The organism is Marichromatium purpuratum 984 (assembly GCF_000224005.2).
GTDB lineage: Bacteria > Pseudomonadota > Gammaproteobacteria > Chromatiales > Chromatiaceae > Marichromatium > Marichromatium purpuratum.
The window spans coordinates 1,785,896-1,803,775 of sequence record NZ_CP007031.1 but is presented as its reverse complement, the minus strand read 5'-3'; the positions used below and the strand labels follow the sequence as shown (position 1 = coordinate 1,803,775).

Annotated in this window: 7 protein-coding genes; 4 read left to right on the top strand and 3 right to left on the bottom strand. The window is 69.0% G+C overall.

Annotated features, from left to right (window positions below; genetic code table 11):
- The first annotated feature begins 211 nt into the window (after positions 1-211).
- The 4 genes from recC to MARPU_RS08095 are packed head-to-tail and all read left to right on the top strand — an operon-like array spanning position 212 to position 11,811.
- Positions 212-3,703 carry an exodeoxyribonuclease V subunit gamma gene (gene recC / locus MARPU_RS08110; protein WP_005223905.1) on the top strand — a complete coding sequence of 1,164 codons (3,492 nt, stop codon included), beginning with the start codon at positions 212-214 and terminating at the stop codon, positions 3,701-3,703.
- Positions 3,693-7,409 carry an exodeoxyribonuclease V subunit beta gene (recB, locus tag MARPU_RS08105; RefSeq protein WP_005223904.1) on the top strand — a complete coding sequence of 1,239 codons (3,717 nt, stop codon included), beginning with the start codon at positions 3,693-3,695 and terminating at the stop codon, positions 7,407-7,409. Before recC ends, recB begins: the two co-directional genes overlap by 11 nt.
- Positions 7,406-9,445 carry an exodeoxyribonuclease V subunit alpha gene (gene recD / locus MARPU_RS08100; RefSeq protein ID WP_005223903.1) on the top strand — a complete coding sequence of 680 codons (2,040 nt, stop codon included), beginning with the start codon at positions 7,406-7,408 and terminating at the stop codon, positions 9,443-9,445. Before recB ends, recD begins: the two co-directional genes overlap by 4 nt.
- Positions 9,442-11,811 carry a Lon protease family protein gene (locus tag MARPU_RS08095; protein WP_005223902.1) on the top strand — a complete coding sequence of 790 codons (2,370 nt, stop codon included), beginning with the start codon at positions 9,442-9,444 and terminating at the stop codon, positions 11,809-11,811. The genes recD and MARPU_RS08095 overlap by 4 nt, the downstream gene beginning before the upstream one ends.
- 10 nt (positions 11,812-11,821) lie before the next feature.
- Here MARPU_RS08095 and MARPU_RS08090 read toward each other — a convergent pair whose 3' ends face one another.
- From MARPU_RS08090 to MARPU_RS16630, 3 genes are read right to left on the bottom strand one after another with little or no spacing between them, the layout of a single operon-like run.
- Positions 11,822-13,009 (bottom strand): response regulator, encoded by a 1,188-nt coding sequence (locus tag MARPU_RS08090; protein ID WP_005223901.1) that lies wholly within the window; start codon positions 13,007-13,009, stop codon positions 11,822-11,824.
- A gap of 12 nt (positions 13,010-13,021) precedes the next feature.
- Entirely contained in the window at positions 13,022-13,936 is a 915-nt protein-coding gene (locus tag MARPU_RS08085) for a response regulator (RefSeq protein ID WP_005223900.1), read from the bottom strand.
- 30 nt (positions 13,937-13,966) lie between these two features.
- Positions 13,967-17,836 (bottom strand): PAS domain S-box protein, encoded by a 3,870-nt coding sequence (locus MARPU_RS16630; protein ID WP_005223899.1) that lies wholly within the window; start codon positions 17,834-17,836, stop codon positions 13,967-13,969.
- Between the last annotated feature and the right edge of the window lie 44 nt (positions 17,837-17,880).

Here is a 17,880-nt window from a genome sequence, read left to right as displayed (position 1 = left end):
CAATGACGCTATCACCCCAAAAACTAGCTTGTCAAACGATCGTGTGAAAAGTTTTTCGTGATTGCCACGACATCCCGGTCGGTCATCGTCCCATCGCGATCACGGCGACTCGGCAGCGGCGGATTGATCGCCCCCGGCTCCTGATGCACGATGGGACGGGAACATCGAAGCCCGACGAGGGCGAGTGGATACACGAGAGGAGTCGCACGGGGTGACGAGATCTGGGGACTGGCCCACCGGGTTCATGCTGATCCAGGGCAACCGGCTGGAGTCACTGCGCGACCTGCTGACCACCTGGGTGGCACGCTACCCACTCCACCCGCTCGAGGACGAGGTGGTACTGGTGCAGAGCAACGGCATCGCCCAGTGGATCAAACTCGCCCTCGCCGAACCGTCGGGGGGCGAACTCGGTGGCGGCTGCGGCATCTCCGCCGCGCTGCGGGTGATGCTGCCGGGACGCTTCGTCTGGGAAGCCTACCGCGGTGTGCTCGGCGCATTGCCGCCAAGCTCCCCCTATGACAAGGCGCCACTCACCTGGCGCATCCATCGTCTGCTCGGCGAGCTGCTGCAACGCCCCGCCGATCCGGTGCTCGCGCCCCTACACGCCTTCATGCACGGCGAGGAGCGCGCACGCCGACGCCATCAACTCGCAGAACGACTCGCCGACCTCTTCGACCAGTACCAGGTCTATCGCGCCGACTGGCTCGAGGCCTGGGGACGCGGCAAGGACGTCCTGATCCGCGCCGACGGCGCACAACAGCCCGTGCCCGAGGACCAGCGCTGGCAACCGCTGCTGTGGCGACTGCTCCACCAGGACCTCGCCGGGACGACCACCGACGACCCGCTCGACCAGGCCAGCCGCGCCGAGATCCACCGTCGCTTCCTCGCCACGGTCGAGGACGCCGCCATGGCCCGGCTGCCGCGGCGGGTGATCGTCTTCGGCATCTCCTCGCTACCGCGCCAGACCCTCGAGGTACTCGAGGGCATCGCCGCCCACAGTCAGGTGATGCTCTTCGTCCACAATCCCAGCCGACACTACTGGGGCGACATCATCGAGGGTCGCGCACTCTTCGCCCGCGCCTATGGACGCAACCACGCGCGCAAGGTCCCCGAGGACGTCGACGAGACCGCCCTCCATCTCCACGGTCACCCACTGCTTGCCGCCTGGGGTCGACAGGGGCGCGACTACATCCGTCTGCTCGACGAGCACGACCGGCGCGAGCACTATGAAGGCGTGTTCCGCCAGCAGTCGCTCGACATCGACCTGTTCGAGTCCGCCACCGAGCACCATCTGCTCGCCCAGCTCCAGGACGATATCCTCGAGCTGCGACCGCTCGGCGAGCGCCAGCAGCAGAACACGGCGATCGATCCCACCGACGACCACAGCCTGGGCTTCACCATCGCCCACAGCGCCCAGCGTGAGGTCGAGATCCTCCACGACCAGCTGCTCGCCGCCTTCGTCACCGCCGAGGCCGAGGGCCGCCCACTCGCCCCGCGCGAGATCCTGGTGATGGTCCCCGACATCGATCTCTATGCGCCGCACATCGCTGCGGTGTTCGGCCGCATCCCGCGCCGGGATCCGCGCCATCTGCCCTTCCACATCGCCGACCAGGGCGAGCGCCACCGCAATCCGCTGCTGATCGGGCTCACCACGCTGCTCGACCTGCCGCGAGCGCGCTTCACCGTCACCGAGTTGCTCGATCTGCTCGACATCGCCGCGCTGCGCGCGCGCTTCGGTCTCACCGAGGGCGAGCTGCCCCGGCTGCGCAGCTGGATCATCGGCGCCAACGTGCGCTGGGGACTCGACGGGCGCCAGCGCGAACACCTCGGACTGCCCGCCGCGGCCGAGCGCAACACCTGGCGCTTCGGGCTGCGGCGGATGCTGCTCGGCTTCGCCGCCGGCGCGACCGGTGCCTGGCGCGGGATCGAGCCGCACGCCGAGGTCGGCGGCCTGGAGGCGACACTGCTCGGCCCGCTGATCGATCTCCTGGAGACCCTGGAGCGTTACTGGGAACGACTCGACCAGCCGCGCACCCCGGGCGACTGGGTCACGACCATCGAGCAACTGCTCGAGGATTGTTTCAGCCCCTGCGGCGAGAGCGACGAGCTGGCCCTGGCGCGCGTACGCGAGACCCTCGAGCAATGGGACGAGGACTGTCGTCAGGCCGACGCCGGCGCCGAGCCCCTGCCGCTGGAGGTGCTGCGCGACACCCTGCTGCGCGGGCTCGACGCACCCAGCCTCACCCAGCGCTTTCTCGGCGGCGCGATCAACTTCGCCACGCTGATGCCGATGCGCGCCATCCCCTTCCGCCAGATCTGGCTGCTGGGGATGAACGACGGCGACTATCCGCGCAACCATCGCCCCCCCGACTTCGACCTGATGGCCGACGACTACCGCCCGGGCGATCGCTCGCGCCGCGAGGACGACCGCTATCTCTTCCTCGAGGCGTTGCTCTCGGCGCGAGAACGGCTGTCGATCAGCTGGATCGGGCGCGACATCCGCGACAACACCCCCAAGACGCCCTCGGTGCTGGTCGGTCAGCTGCGCGACCATCTCGCCGCCGGTTGGCGCTGCGCCAACCCCGACGGCGACGGTCAGACGCTACTCGCCGCGCTGACCACCGAGCACCCGCTGCAGCCCTTCAGTCGCGCCTACTTCCGCCCCGGGCGCGACCCCCGGCTGTTCACCTATGCCAGCGAATGGCGCGCAATCCACGACACACCCGGCACCGACGACGACAGCGATCTCCCCCCCTGGAGCCCGGAAGGACCGCTCGACCTGCGTCGACTCGCCCAGTTCCTCCGCGCCCCGGTCGATGCGCTGTTCCGTCAGCGTCTCCAGGTCGACCGCCCGCGCGCCAGCGAGCGCCCGGCCGATGTCGAGACCTTCGCCCTCGACGGCCTGCTCAACTGGCAGCTCAGCGAGCAGCTGATCACCGAGCTGTTCGATCCCGCCGACGTCGAACTCGCACTCGCCCCCCGGCTGGAGGCCGCGCTCGAACGGCTGCAGGCCCGTGGCGAACTGCCCGCGGGCGCCCAGGGTGAGCTGCTCGCCGCCAGCATCGGCGAGCGACTGCTGCCGCTGCACCAGCGCTGGCAGACACTGCGTCGCGAGTATCCGCGCGATCTCGGGCACCCCTCACCGCTCAGCCTCGAACACCGCACCGACGGCGATGTGGCGCTGCGGCTCGAGGACCAGCTCGCCCCCCGGCTCGGCGCCGAGCACCAGGACACACGCATCCAGCTCCGGCTCAGCGCCAGCAGCATCGTCAAGGACAAGCACTACCGCTGGCACCAGATCGTCGAGCATTGGTTGCACCATCTCGCCGCCCAGCTCACCGGTGAGCCGGTCGCCACCTGGGTGCTCACCCCGGCGGGTCGGCTGCACCTGCGCCCGCTCGATCCCGAACTCTCGCGTACCCGTCTCCAACGACTGCTCGCGGCCTGGTGGGCGGGGATGCGCGCGCCGCTGCCAGCGACCCTGGAGACCGGCATCGCCTGGCTCGGACGCCGCGACGACGCCCCGGACCTCGAACCGTCCTTCACCGCGGCCCTGGAGCACAGCGGTTATCTCGCTCGCTGCTACCCCGACGCCTCAAGCCTCCAGCAACACCCCGAGTTCACCGACTGGGCCGAGCGGCTCTATACCGACCTGCACACCGACATCAAGAACCCCGACCAGGCCACCTGGGATGACAGCTGAACCCAATCGTCTCGACCCCCTCGCCATCCCGCTCTGCGGCGCCCGTCTGATCGAGGCCAGCGCCGGCACCGGCAAGACCTTCACCCTGGCGATGCTCTATCTCCGTCTGGTGCTCGGTCACGGTGTCGCACTCGGCGCGCGCACCCGACTGCAGCCACCCGAGATCCTGGTGGTGACCTTCACCAATGCCGCCACCGACGAGTTGCGCGGGCGCATCCGCGCCCGACTGGTCGAGGCCGCCGCCGCCTTTCGCTGTCCGGAGACGGACATCGACGATCCGCTGCTCGCCCGGCTGCGTACGGAGATGAGCGCGCACACCGACCCCAACCTCTGCGCCCGTCATCTCGAACAGGCCGCCGAGTGGATGGACGAGGCGGCGATCTCGACCATCCATGCCTGGTGTCACCGAATGCTGCGCGAGCACGCCTTCGACAGCGGCAACATGTTCGAGCTGGAACTGGAGAACGATGCCGCGCCGCTGCTGCGTCAGGCCGTCGAGGACTATTGGCGCAGCTGCTACGGCGGACTCGATCGCGCCACCCTCGCCCGGGTCCACGTGCACTGGTCGTCCCCGCTCGCGCTCGAACAGCGATTCGCCCGACTGCTCGGGCTGCGCGAGCACGCCCCGAGGGCGCCCGAACAACCGCCCGAGACGATCATCGCCGACGTGCTCGAGACGCGTCGCCGACGGATCGAGACGCTCAAACAGGCGTGGTCGGAGCAGGATTGGTGCGCCCAGCTCGAGACCCTCTTCGAGGAAGCCGCCGCGCGCAAGGCGTTCAACCAGCGCCAGCTCAACAGCAAGCACCGCAGCGAGGTCATCGCGCGACTGCGCGACTGGATCCTCGACCCCGAGGCCGAACACCCTGCACTGAAGGCCGACAGCCGCTCCTGGCAGCGCATGTCCTCGCGGGCCGTCGCCGAGATCTGGAAGGATGGCGCTCCACCCGTCAATCATCCCGCCTGCCGTGCACTCGAGACGCTCTTCGAGCAGCTCGCCGACCTCCCGGAACTCCAACCGCCGCTGCTCGCCCACGCCCTGCACCAGGTTGCCGAACGCATCGAGGAGGAGAAGCGCGCGCGCGCCCTGCTCACCCAGCACGATCTGCTTGAACGACTCGACCGAGCGCTGCAGGGCCCGCAGGGCGCGCGCCTGGCCGCCACCATCCGCCGTCAGTTTCCCTTCGCCCTGGTCGACGAGTTCCAGGACACCGACCCGCTGCAGTACCGCATCTTCGCCACCGTCTACCGCCCCGAGGAGAACGCCCCCGAGACCGGGCTGTTCATGATCGGCGACCCCAAGCAGTCGATCTATGCCTTCCGCGGCGCCGACATCCACACCTATCTGCACGCCCGCGCCGCCACCGCACCCCGGCACTACAGCCTCGACACCAACTATCGCTCCTGCCCGGCGCTGATCGAGGGCATCAACGCGCTCTTCACCCAGGCCGAGCAACGCCCCGGCGGCGCCTTCCTGTTCCGCGACGAGACCGCCGACCCGGTCCCCTTCCTCGCCGTCTCGCCCAATCCGTGCCGCGCCGAGGACGACCGTCTCAGCATCGACGGCGAACCCGCCCCGGTGCTCCAGGCCTGGGTGCTCGAGGGCGATGAGGGCAAACCGCTCGGCAAGGGGGACTATGCCCGGCGGATGGCCGCCTGCACCGCGCGTACCATCGTCTCGCTGCTCGAACAGGGTGCCAGCGGACGTGCCACCCTCCCCGATGGACGGGGCGGACACCGCCCGTTGCGCGCCGGCGACATCGCGGTCCTGGTCAATCGCCATCAGGAGGCCGCACAGGTCCGCGCCGAACTGCACCAGCTCGGTGTGGCGAGCGTCTATCTCTCCGAGCGCAACAGCGTCTACCAGAGCCGCCAGGCCCACGACCTGCTCCTGCTGCTGCGCGCCGTCGCCGATCCCTTCGACGAACGGCTGATGCGCCAGGCGCTGGCCTGCGACCTCATCGGCCTGCCGCTCGACCAGCTCGACCGGCTCAACCACGACGAACTCTACTGGGACGACTGCGGCGAACGGCTCAGACGCTATCACCAGCTGTGGCGCACCCAGGGGGTGCTGCCGCTGCTCTATCGCGTCATCGCCGACTTCGCCATCGCACCCCGGCTGCTCGCCCGCGCCGATGGTGAGCGTGCGCTCACCGACCTGCTCCATCTCGGCGAGCTGCTCGCCCGCGCCAGCCAGCAACTCGACGGCGAGCAGGCCCTGGTGCGCGTGCTCGAGGCGCGTATCCAGGGCGAGAGCGGCGAAGACGCCGAGACCCAGCAGCTGCGCCTGGAGAGCGACGCCGACCTGGTGCAGGTGATCACCATCCACAAATCCAAGGGGCTGGAGTATCCGTTGGTGTTCGTCCCCTTCGCCGCCACCACCCGTCAGGTACGTAGCGACGACCTCCCGCTCAAGACCCATGATGCCGAGGGCCGACTGCGGCTCCATCTCCACACCGCGCCGACGCTGGTCGAGCAGGCCGATGGCGAGCGCCTCGGCGAGGACCTGCGCAAGCTCTATGTCGCCCTCACCCGGGCACGCGATGCGCTCTGGCTCGGACTCGGCGCCACCAAGGAACTGCCGGTCACCGCGCTCGGTCATCTGCTCGGGATCGACGAACCGTCCGCGCTCCGAGAGAGACTCGCGCACTGGCCGGCACTCACCACGCTCGACGAGCCGAGAGCGACCACGCCACTCGCGCAGACCGCGGCAGAGGCGCCGCTCGACAGCGCCCGGCCACCACCACACCGGCCACCACGCCCCTGGTGGATCACCAGTTACTCGGCGCTCGCCCGCCACAGCGCCAGCGAGGAGCCTGACGACACGCCGGGCGAGCGCGAGACCGCCGCCCAGGAGACCGCCTTCGAGGAGGCGCTGGCCAAGGCCCCGACGGCGGCAGCGGTCGAGCCGATGCGCCTCACCGGGCTGCACGCCTTCCCGCACGGCAGTCGCTACGGCACCTTCCTCCACGGCCTGCTCGAATGGGCCGCGGCCCTGGAGTGGCGCGACCCCGAGGGCGCGACCCTGCGTGGCTACCGCGCCGCGCTCGCCGCCACCGCGCTGCGCCGCGAGACCATCGCGCGCCGCTGCAACAGACGCGGGCTGAGCGCCTGGATCGACACACTCGATCAGTGGCTCGCCGGCTATCTCACACGCACCTGGTCACTCGCCGCGATCGACGGCGCCGATCTCCGGCTCGCCGCACTCGACCCCGAGCACATCCAGGTCGAACTCGAGTTCTGGATCCAGACCCGTGCGGTCGACACCGCCGCGCTCGATGCCCTGGTGCGCCGCTACATCGCCCCCGGCGCGCCGCGCCCGGCACTCGAGCGCCAGCGCCTCGAGGGCATGCTCAAGGGCTTCATCGACTTGGTCTTCGAGCACCAGGGACGCTTCTACCTGCTCGACTGGAAGTCCAACTGGCTCGGCCCGGACGATGCCGCCTACGCTCAGACGGCGATGCGCGAGGCGGTGCTCGCCGCCCGCTACGATTTGCAGTACGCGCTCTATCTGCTTGCACTCCATCGTCTGCTGCGCGCACGCCTGCCCGACTACACCCCCGAGCATCACCTCGGCGGCGCCATCTACGCCTTCCTGCGCGGCGCCGGTGCCGGCTCCCAGGGGCTCCATCTCGACCGTCCGCCGCTGGCCTTCGTCGAGGCGCTCGACCGGCTCTTCGCCGGCGAGCGGGAGGTGGCGGCATGAATGACATGAACGAGACGGCCCGGACGCTCTTCGACGAGCTGGCCCTGTGGGTCGAGCAGGGTGTACTGCGCGCGCTCGATCTCGCACTCGCCCGCTTCGTCCAACGCGAGGCCGCCGAGCAGGACCCGGCGGTGCTGCTCGCCGTCGCCCTGGTCAGCGAGCGCAATGGTCACGGCCATGTCTGTCTCGACCTCGGCGATGCGCTCGCCCACCCCGAGACCCTGCTCGCCAGCGACACCGAGCGCCCGCCCGAACCCGGCGTCCACGACGCGCTCACCGCCCGACTCGCCGGACTCGACCCCGCCGCCTGGGCGGCACGACTCGGCGCCAGCAGCGCAGTCTGCGATCTCGCCAACAGCGGCGACGACGGCTGCGCGCCACTGGTGCTCGCCGGCACGCCCCGCCGCCCACTGCTCTATCTGCGCCGCTACTGGCGCTACGAGCGGATCATCGAACAGGGCATCGCGCAGCGTCTGGCGCGCCCCCAGCCTCTCGACCCGGCACGGCTGCGCCCGCTGCTCGCCGATCTCTTCCCCGCCGAGCATGGCGATCCCTGGCAGCAGATCGCCTGCGTGCTCGCCGCGCGCAGTCCCTTCGCGGTGATCACCGGCGGTCCCGGCACCGGCAAGACCACCACCGTGGTGCGTCTGCTCGCACTGCTCCAGGGGCTCGCGCTCGCCGCCGACCGGGCGCCGCTGCGCATCCGTCTGGCCGCGCCCACCGGCAAGGCCGCCGCCCGACTCAATGCCTCGATCGCCCCTCGGGTGGCCGATCTGCCGGTGGCCGAATCGCTGCGTGCGACCATCCCCACCGCGGTCTCGACCCTGCACCGGCTGCTCGGCCCGATCCCCGACAGTCGCGCCTTCCGCCACCACGCCCGCAACCCGCTCGATGCCGACCTGGTGGTGGTCGACGAGGCATCGATGGTCGATGTCGAGCTGATGGCCGCGCTGATCGAGGCGCTGCGCCCCGAGACCGCGCTGGTGCTGCTCGGCGACAAGGACCAGCTCGCCTCGGTCGAGGCCGGGGCGGTGCTCGGCGATCTCTGCCGCCGCGCCAGCGCCGGACACTACACCGAGGCGACCGCCACCTGGGTCGGCGCCGCCTGTGGTCAGTCACTCCCGCCCGAGACCCTCGACGATGCCGGCACGCCGCTCGACCAGGCCATCGCCATGCTCAGACACAGCTATCGCTTCCGCGCCGAGGGCGGGATCGGCGCGCTGGCCCAACGCATCAACACCGAGCCCGCGCCCACCCGCGCCGAGGTCCAGGCGCTCTTCGGCGCACCCCAGCAAGAAGCGCTCGGGGTGATCGCCGAGCTGGCGGTCCGGACCCCCGACGATCCCGCGCTGATCAACCTGGTGGTCTCCGGCTACCGCGGCTATCTCCGCCGGATGCGTGAGCAGGCCCCGACCGCGGCTGCCGACAACACCGAGATCGACGACTGGGCACGCGCCGTGCTCGCCGCCCACGGCGAGTTCCAGCTCCTCGCCGCGCTGCGCCACGGTCCCTGGGGCGTGGCCGGACTCAACGCCAGGATCGGCGACTGGCTCACCCGCGCCGGGCTGCTCGACGGCACCGATCACGCCTGGTTCGCCGGGCGACCGGTGCTGATCACTCGCAACGACTACGGGCTGCGACTGATGAACGGCGACATCGGCATCGCTCTGGAGACGCCGCTGCGTGACGCCGATGGCGGACACCGTCGGGTGCTGCGCGTCGCCTTCCCGCACCCCGACGGCGACGACGCCATCCGCTGGGTGTTGCCGAGCCGGTTGCAGGCGGTGGAGACGGTGTTTGCAATGACGGTGCACAAGTCCCAGGGCTCGGAGTTCACCCATACCGCACTCGCCCTGCCCGATCACCCCACCCCGGTGCTCACCCGCGAGCTGATCTATACCGGCATCACCCGTGCCCGCGAGCGCTTCACCCTGATCCATCAGCACCCCCGGGTGCTCGAGGCCGCGCTGCGTCGCCGCGTCAGGCGCGTCAGCGGACTGCGGCTGGGTACCAACGACGAGGAGCAGAGATCATGACCGCCCTGCCTGCCACCGCGCTGCGGCTCTGCTGCGATCCCGAGCGACTGGCGTTCACCACCACCGCCGAACTGCAACCGCTGACAGGTTTCATCGGTCAGGATCGTGCGCTCGAGGCGATCGGCCTGGCCATCGATATCCGTCATCGCGGCTACAACCTCTTTGCCATCGGTCCGGCCGGCAGCGGCAAGTCGGCGCTGGTGCTCGATGCGCTGCGACGGCGCGCTCGACGCGACCCGCTCCCGGACGACTGGTGTTATGTGCACGACTTCAGCCATCCACACCACCCCAGGGCGCTGCGCCTGCCACCGGGTCAGGGCCCCGGACTGGCCCGCGACATGGAGCGGCTGGTGAGGGACCTGCAACGGGCGCTGCGACGCGCCTTCGAGAGCGACGACTACCGCAACCGCGCCCGCGCCATCGAACACGGTCTCGAACAACGTCGGGAGCGGGCCTTCGAGAAGATCGGGCAGCGCGCCCGAGCGCGTGGCGTGGCGCTGCTGCGCACCCAGGAGGGCCTGAGTCTGGCGCCACTGCAAGAAGGCAAGGCGATGGCGCCCGAGGCCTTCGCCGCGCTCGAACCCGAGCAGCGCGCAAGCATCGAGACCGAGATCGAGCAGCTGCGCGAGGCGTTGCACGCGGTGATGGATCAAGTGGCGCGCTGGAAGCGCCATTCCGAGGAGGAGATCGACCGACTCAACAGCGATCAGGCGCGCGGCGCAGTGCGTCATCTCTTCGAGGAGATCGAGCGCCGTCACCACGGCCAACCCGACACCCTGGCCTATCTGCATGCGGTCGAGGACGACGTGATCGCGCACTTCGACCAGTTCCTCGTCACCGACGAGGAGCCGCAAAGCCCCCAGGACGGCACGCCCTGGATGCATCGCTACCGGGTCAATCCGCTGCTCTCGCACCAAGACGATGGCGGCGCGCCGGTGGTGCAGTGCGACCTGCCCAGCCCCCGCGAGCTGGTCGGGCGCATCGAGCACCGCGCCGTACTCGGCGCGCTCGAGACCGACTTCACCATGATCCGCCCCGGCGCGCTGCATCGCGCCAACGGCGGCTATCTGGTGATCGAGGCGCGCAAGCTGCTCGCCCAGCCCCTCGCCTGGGAGACGCTCAAGCGCGCGCTGCACAATGACGAGATCCGCTTCGACTCGCCCGAGGACGGCAACGGCCCGCTGACCACCGTCTCGTTGGAACCCGAACCGATCCCGCTCCGGGTCAAGGTGGTGTTGCTCGGCGAGCACATGCTCTATGCCCTGCTCGCCGAGGCCGACCCGGAGTTCGAGGAGTTGTTCAAGGTCAGCGCCGAGTTCGAGGAGCGGTTGCCGCGCGACCCCGAACACGAACACGCCCTGGCGCGACTGGTCGCCACCTGGGTCCGGGACTCGCGGCTGCGCCACTTCAGCAGTGCCGCGGTCGCCCGGGTGATCGAGCACAGCGCCCGGCTCGCCGGCGATCGCGAACACCTCAGCGGCCAGATGCGCGTGCTCGCCGACCTGGTCCACGAGGCCGATCATCATGCCGGGGTCCGCGGCACCGAGCGGGTCGAGGCCGAGGACGTCGAGCGGGCGCTCGCCGCGCGTCGGCGCCGCTGCGATCGCATCAGCCGCCGCATCCAGGAGGCGATCCTCGAGGACACCCTGCGCATCGCCACCACCGGGCGCCTGCCGGGCCAGGTCAACGGCCTGGCGGTGGTCGAACTCGGCGCCAGCGGCTTCGGCCACCCGGTGCGGATCAGCGCCAGCGCGCGCGCCGGCGAGGGCGAGCTGATCGACATCGAGCGCGAGGTCGCGCTCGGCGGGCCGCTCCACTCCAAGGGCGTGCTGATCCTCTCGGGCTTCCTCGCCGGGCGCTATGCCCGACACCAGCCGCTCTCGCTCGCCGCCAGCCTGGTGTTCGAGCAGTCCCACGGGCCGGTCGACGGCGACAGCGCCTCGGCCGCCGAACTCTGCGCCCTGCTCTCGGCGCTCTCCGGGCTGGCGCTGCGCCAATCGCTGGCGATCACCGGCGCGATCGATCAGCACGGCGCCATCCAGGCCATCGGCGGGGTGAACGAGAAGATCGAGGGCTTCTTCGCGCTGTGTCGGGCGCGAGGGCTCGACGGCGAGCAGGGGGTGTTGATCCCGACGGCCAACGTCAGGACGCTGATGCTCTCGAGCGAGCTGGTCGCGGCGGTCGCCGCCGGCGAGTTCCACGTCCACGCCGTCGCGGACATCGACGCGGCCATCGCCCTGCTCACCGGCACCCCCGCCGGGGAACGCGACGGCGAGGGCCACTACCCCGAGGGCAGCGTCAACCAGCGTGTCGAGCAGACATTGATCGAGCATGCTCGGGCGATCGCAGCCGCCCGACGGGACTGAGATCGAGGCCTCAGTCGCCGAGTTCAGCCGCCTGCGCGCGCAACCGTTGCGGGGTCTGTTCGATGCCGAGCCGCGAGAGCAGCCGGTTGAGTTCATCACCGTCGCGCTCGCCGTGCACCAGACCGACGATTCGCATCAGGATGGTATCGCGATGGACGGTTCCACTCGGTAGCTGATAGACCGCGCCGATCCGCATCTGAAGCGCGGTCGGTATCCCCCACTGCACCTTGAGCTGATGACCGGTCTCGGCGGCACACCCGGCGAGCAGTCGCTCGCACGCGCTCGGATCGAGTCGCCCGCCCAGATCGACCCAGCGTTGCTGGAGCACCAGCAGCGCCAGCTCACCGAGACGCGTGAGCATGGCCGCGGCACGGCACCCGGCGACATCCACGCGCAGCGCGCGCCCGAGGACATTGAGCAGTCGCACCAGCGCCAGCGACTCCTGGCGCAGACGGCGCTCGTGCGCCACCAACACCTCGGCGTCGAGTGCGCTGCCGGCATGGAGCGCGGCGGTCACCGCGATATTGACCAGCACCGTCGAACCGACCCGTTCGAGTGCGCTCGCCGGGGTCTCGATCAGCACCGAGCCGTCATTGTAGGGGCTGCTGTTGGCCAGCCCCAGCAGCGGGCCGACCAACGCCGGCTCGAACTGGCAGCGACGCATCAGCTTGAGGCGGGCCTCGGCGTCGAGATCGGCCATCCCCTCCAACGCCTCGGCCAACGCCGGATCGAGCGGCACCCCCAGCAACTCGTGCTCGAGCATCCGCGACACGAATGCGGGCAAGGCTTCGAGGTCGTCGTTCGCCGCGGTTACCGCAGTCACCGCACCTGAGGCGTCGACGACCTCGCGCAACCGCGCCATCATCTCGGCGGCACGGAACGGCTTGACGATATAGGCATCGGCCTGAAGGCGCCGCGCCTCGATGATGCGATCACGATCGGCATGTCCCGAGACCATCACGCACACCGCCTTGCGGCCAGTGGCGCGAATCGTCTTCAGCAACGCCGTCCCGGTGGTATCCGGCAGGCCCCAGTCGAGCAACACCAGATCGGCCCCGCCGTGACGCCGCCAGGCATCGAGCGCCGAGCGCCCGTCGACACAGTGCTCGACCACGGCCTGGGGCCAAAGGCGGCGTATCAGCTGGACCAGCAAGGGACCGATGGACTGGTCATCCTCGACGATCAATGCCCGACGCATGCAGGCCTCGACTCAGTCATCATTGGACTCCGGCGTCGACTCGTTCAGGCTCACCCACGCCTGCACGACGTTCCCCCGTCCTTGATAGTCGAGCGCACTGAAGGCGAGTTGGCGGGCCATGGCGATCCCACGACCGTGATGATGGAAGGCGCGCTCCGGCGCCAGCTCCAGATAGGGCGCCCAATCGAAACCGGGACCATGATCGCAGACGGTGAAACAGATCCGCTCGGCCTCGCGTCGCAGCCACAGCTCAGCCCACCGCGAGGCCTGTTCGGGCCGGGCCAGGCGGCGCTCGATCTCGTCGTTCAGGGCATCCTGCGCCAGCAACCGTCCCTTCTCCTCATAGCCGATCCCGAGCAGACCGTGCTCGATGGCGTTGATCATCAGCTCGGAGAGTCCCATGGCCACCAGCGAGGCGCGTGGACAGAGATCGGCGAGCTGTACCGCCAGCAGTGAGGCATGGCGCGGCTCGCGGAAACGGAAGCGACCCTCTCGCAGAAGTCCCCAAGTACTGGAGATCTCGCGCTGGAGTTGGCGCAGCGCATGACGGTTGCGCCGATCGAGCAACGCGGCATTGACGATACGCTGCAGCGCCTCGGCCTGATAGGGCTTGGCCAGATAGTACCAGGCCCCGGCCGATAGCCCTTGGGCGACCTCCTCGGGCGAGCTGGCCACCGTCTGCATGATCACCGGCAGATCCTCGAAACGCGGATCCCTGACCACCAGTTCGAGCAGTTCGATACCGTCCATCCGCGGCATCCGTCGATCGAGGATCAGCAGGTCGAAGCGCGAGGGCTCGGCCCGCAGCCTGTCCCAGGCCTCCTGACCATCCTGCGCGAAGGTGAAGATCCGCTCGGGCGCCTGGAGGAAATCGGCGATGATCTCCAGATTCAAGGGTTCGTCGTCGACCACCAGCAACTCGGTCATCTGTTCTTCTCCACGAGAAATCCTCCAGCATCAGCGTGCACGGGCGATCTCTTCGAGCAGGCGGGTGAGCCTGTCGGCCAGCCGACCGGCCAAGGCGCCAGCCTGCGCATCGCACTCATGCGCCGCCCGCTCGACCTCGCGCGCCAGGCGCGCCACCGAGGGGATCTCGAGATTGCCCGCGCTGCCGGCCAAGGTGTGCGCCATGGCAGCGATCCGTTGATGATCCTCACTCTCGGCGGCTGCACGCAGCAGCGCCGGAGTCTCTGTATGAGAATCACACATGGAGGCGAGCAGACGCTGGATAAACGCATCCCGACCACCGAACTTGTCGCGCAACGCCTGCCAGTCGATCAACGCCTCATCCTCGTCCGGTCTCTCCCGGGGCTCGGCATCAGGGCGGGTGAGCGTGGCCAGCGCCCGGCGTACCCCGTCACAGGTCTCGGTCAGCGCCAGCTCGAGCTGCGCGAAGGCCGCTCGGTGATCGACTCCGTCACGCACCGCCAGCTCGAATCCGGCGGCGCACGCCATCACGCGTGTCAGCCCCAGCGCACCGGCGGCCTCTCCAAGCTCGTGGGCATGGCGCACCACCAGCTCGAGATCATCGCCACGCCCGGTGGCGAGCAGCGCGCGCAACCGCGCGGTATCGACGCCATGGGCCTCGACGAAGTGGGTAAACCGCAGCGCCAGGCTCTCGACGCACCCGCCGGCCCTGCTCATCGCCTGGTCGAGATCCACCCCGGCGAGCGCACGCAGTCGCTCCTCGAAGCCGCCGTCATCGCGTGTCATCGCCACCGATGGCCGTTGCAGCCAGTCGGCAATGACCGTGTAGAGTCGATCCGGGTCGATCGGCTTGGCGAGATGCCCGTTCATCCCCGCCGCCAGACAGCGGCGCTCGTCCTCCTCGAAGACGTTGGCGGTCATCGCCAGGATCGGGGTGTCGGCATAACCGGGTAGCCGACGCAGGCGTCGGGTCGCCTCGAGACCATCGAGCACCGGCATCTGGATGTCCATCAGTACCAGGTCGAACACCGACTCACGGGCCAGTGCCAACGCCTCGGCGCCATCCCCAGCGACCTCGACCCGTACCCCGACCCACTCGAGGATCTCGCGCGCCACGTCTTGGTTGACCCGATTGTCCTCCACTAGCAGCACCCGCGCACCGCGCAGACACGCCGGCGATGACGGTTGCGAGGCGTGATCGACGGACGCCGCCTCCAGGTCCTGCTCGGCGATCTCGAAGGGCAGCTCCACCCAGAAGGTACTCCCCACCTTGAGACGACTCTCGACACCGATCTCGCCACCGAGCAGCAGACTCAGTCGACGACTGATCGCCAACCCTAGCCCGACACCGCCGTAGCGTCGGGTGGACGAGCCGTCGACCTGCTCGAACAGCTCGAAGATACGCACCTGCTGGGTGGCATCGAGCCCGATACCGGTGTCGCGCACCGCGATGCGCAACCGCACCCGTCCGGCGTCACGCGCGATCAGCCCGGCCGAGACTACCACCTCGCCCCGCTCGGTGAACTTCACGGCGTTACCGAGGAAGTTGAGCAGGATCTGGCGCAGGCGCAACACGTCGCCGATCAGCACCGCCGGAATGTCCGCTGCGATCTCGCGCCGGACCCTCAACCCCTTCTCCTCGGCGCGGTTCTCCAGCAGGGCGATCGACTGATCGAACAGATCGATCATGGCAAAGGGTTCGCGATTGATCACCAGCTTGCCGGCCTCGATCCGCGACAGATCGAGGATGTCGTCGATCAACCCCATCAGGTGATGGGCCGCCTCGTTGATCCGCTCGACCCGTTCGCGCAGCTCAGGCCCGGCGTGCTCGCGGCGCAGCAGCTCGGTCAGTCCGATAATGGCGTTCATCGGGGTGCGGATCTCGTGGCTCATGTTGGCCAGGAACAGGCTCTTGGCCTCGCTGGCCGATTCGGCAGCACGTTTGGCCGTCTCCAGCTCGACGGTGCGCGTGCGCACCTGCGCCTCGAGATCGCGCCGGCGGCTCTCGAGTTCGGTCTCGATCCGCTTGCGCTCGCTGATGTCCTCAACCAGCACCGCGAACTGTCCGGGCGCGGGTGAATAGGCGATCAGGTTGAACCAACGATCGAAATAGACCGCGTAGGCCTCGAAACGGGTCGGCTCGCCGGTGAGCGCCACGTGTCCGTAACGCCCGATCCAGTCGACCGGGTCATGCTCGATGCCGGGGATCACCTCCTTGACACAACGCCCGATGACCTGTTCCTGCACGAGACCGGTCATTCGGGTATAGGCCGGATTGACGGCAAGGAAGCGATAGTCGACCGCATGGCCCTCGGCATCGGTGATCACCTCGTGCAGCGCGAAACCGACGTGCATGTTCTCGAACAGCGCACGGAAGCGCTCCTCACTCTCGCGCAGCGCCGACTCGGTACGCTTGAGTTCGGTGATGTCGTTGCCGATGGCGAGCACCTCGACCAATTCACCGGAGGCATCGAGCACCGGCTTGTTGGTCCAGTTCATCCACACCTCTCGCCCATCGCGACACTGGTTGCGCTCGATCCAGCTGGCGTGCCCCTCGTCCCCTCCGAACAGCCGCTGCGAGCGGCGCGGCGCGACGGAATCGGCAGGCGCCAGCAGCACCGTGAAGGGCATGCCGATCAACTCGGCGGCGCGATAGCCGAAGAAGCGCTCGGCATAGGGGTTGACGAATTCGATCCGCGCGGTGCGCCCGAGCCGGATGATGGCGCTGTTGGCGTGCTCGATCAGGTCGCGATAGCGCTTCTCGCTCTCCAACCGCGCCCGCTGGGCCTCGTGCGCGACGGTGACGTCACGCCCCACACCGAGCACGCCGACCAGCGCCCCACCGGCATCGAACACCGGGGTATTGATCGTTTGCATCCGAACCCGTTTGCCATCGGCGCAGTCGAACCACAGCTCGTAGCGGATCGCGCCACCGTGTTCGATCGCCTCGCGATCACACCGCCCCATTCGCTCGGCAAGCGGCTCGGAGAAGATCTCGCGATCAGTACGCCCGAGGATGCGTCGCTTATCGCGCCCGATACAGCGGGCCAACGACAGGTTACAGGCGAGGTATTGCCCCTGGAGATCCTTCAACCAGACCTGATCGGGGATGGTCTCGATCAGTGTGCTCAATCGCCGACGCTCGTCCTCGAGCGCGATCTCGGCGTACTTGCGTTCGGTGATGTCGTGCAGATAGCCGTACCAGAGGACGGTGCCGTCGCGCTCACGCCCCGGCACCGACCAGGCCTCCAGCCAGCGCTCACCCAGCACGGGATGGAGATAGCGATACTGATCGTGACGATGGCAGAGTTCGCGTTCGCAATGACGATGGTGCGCTAGCACGCGCGGTAGGTCCTGGGGGTGGATGTTGGCGATGAAGCGATGACTGTCGTTGAACAGCTCCTTCGCACGGATCCCGAGGATCGGCTCGACCATCGAGGTGATGAACTGGAGCAGCGGCACACCCGCGGCGTCGAGCCGATAGGCGTAGATTATGCCAGGCACACTGGCGACGATCCGTTCCAGCCGGATCGAGTCGCCGTCACCGGCCGACGCCGGGCACGAGACGGCCACCTTGGCAAGATGATCGACGAAGGGACCGGGCAACGCCTCCCAGGCGCGATACCCACCCGCGCCACCGTCGTCGAGCGGCGAGAGCAGCAGCACCGGCAACGCGCCGACCCCTGTCAGCACACGCTCCAGGTCGGTGCTCACGGCACGACCATCGCAGAGGACGAGATCCCAGTCATCGACACGATCGGCAATCAGCTCCGCCAGACCGGGCTGGTCGAGACGATGGCGCTCGAGCACATGCGCCCCGCCCTCGCACACGGCATCGAGCGCCAGTGACGCGCTGGAGGCATCCTCCAGCAGGAGGATATGCAAACGGGGCTGCTCCATGGATTTGTCCACCGTGGGGCTCGGGGCCCGCGTTTCGCAAGAGG

What these genes read in the sequence shown, in the direction of transcription:
- MARPU_RS08095 (WP_005223902.1), top strand. Translation starts at nt 9,442, where the DNA reads ATGACCGCCCTGCCTGCCACCGCGCTGCGGCTCTGCTGCGATCCCGAG.
- MARPU_RS08090 (WP_005223901.1), bottom strand. Translation starts at nt 13,009, where the DNA reads ATGCGTCGGGCATTGATCGTCGAGGATGACCAGTCCATCGGTCCCTTG.
- MARPU_RS08085 (WP_005223900.1), bottom strand. Translation starts at nt 13,936, where the DNA reads ATGACCGAGTTGCTGGTGGTCGACGACGAACCCTTGAATCTGGAGATC.
- recD (WP_005223903.1), top strand. Translation starts at nt 7,406, where the DNA reads ATGAATGACATGAACGAGACGGCCCGGACGCTCTTCGACGAGCTGGCC.
- MARPU_RS16630 (WP_005223899.1), bottom strand. Translation starts at nt 17,836, where the DNA reads ATGGAGCAGCCCCGTTTGCATATCCTCCTGCTGGAGGATGCCTCCAGC.
- recB (WP_005223904.1), top strand. Translation starts at nt 3,693, where the DNA reads ATGACAGCTGAACCCAATCGTCTCGACCCCCTCGCCATCCCGCTCTGC.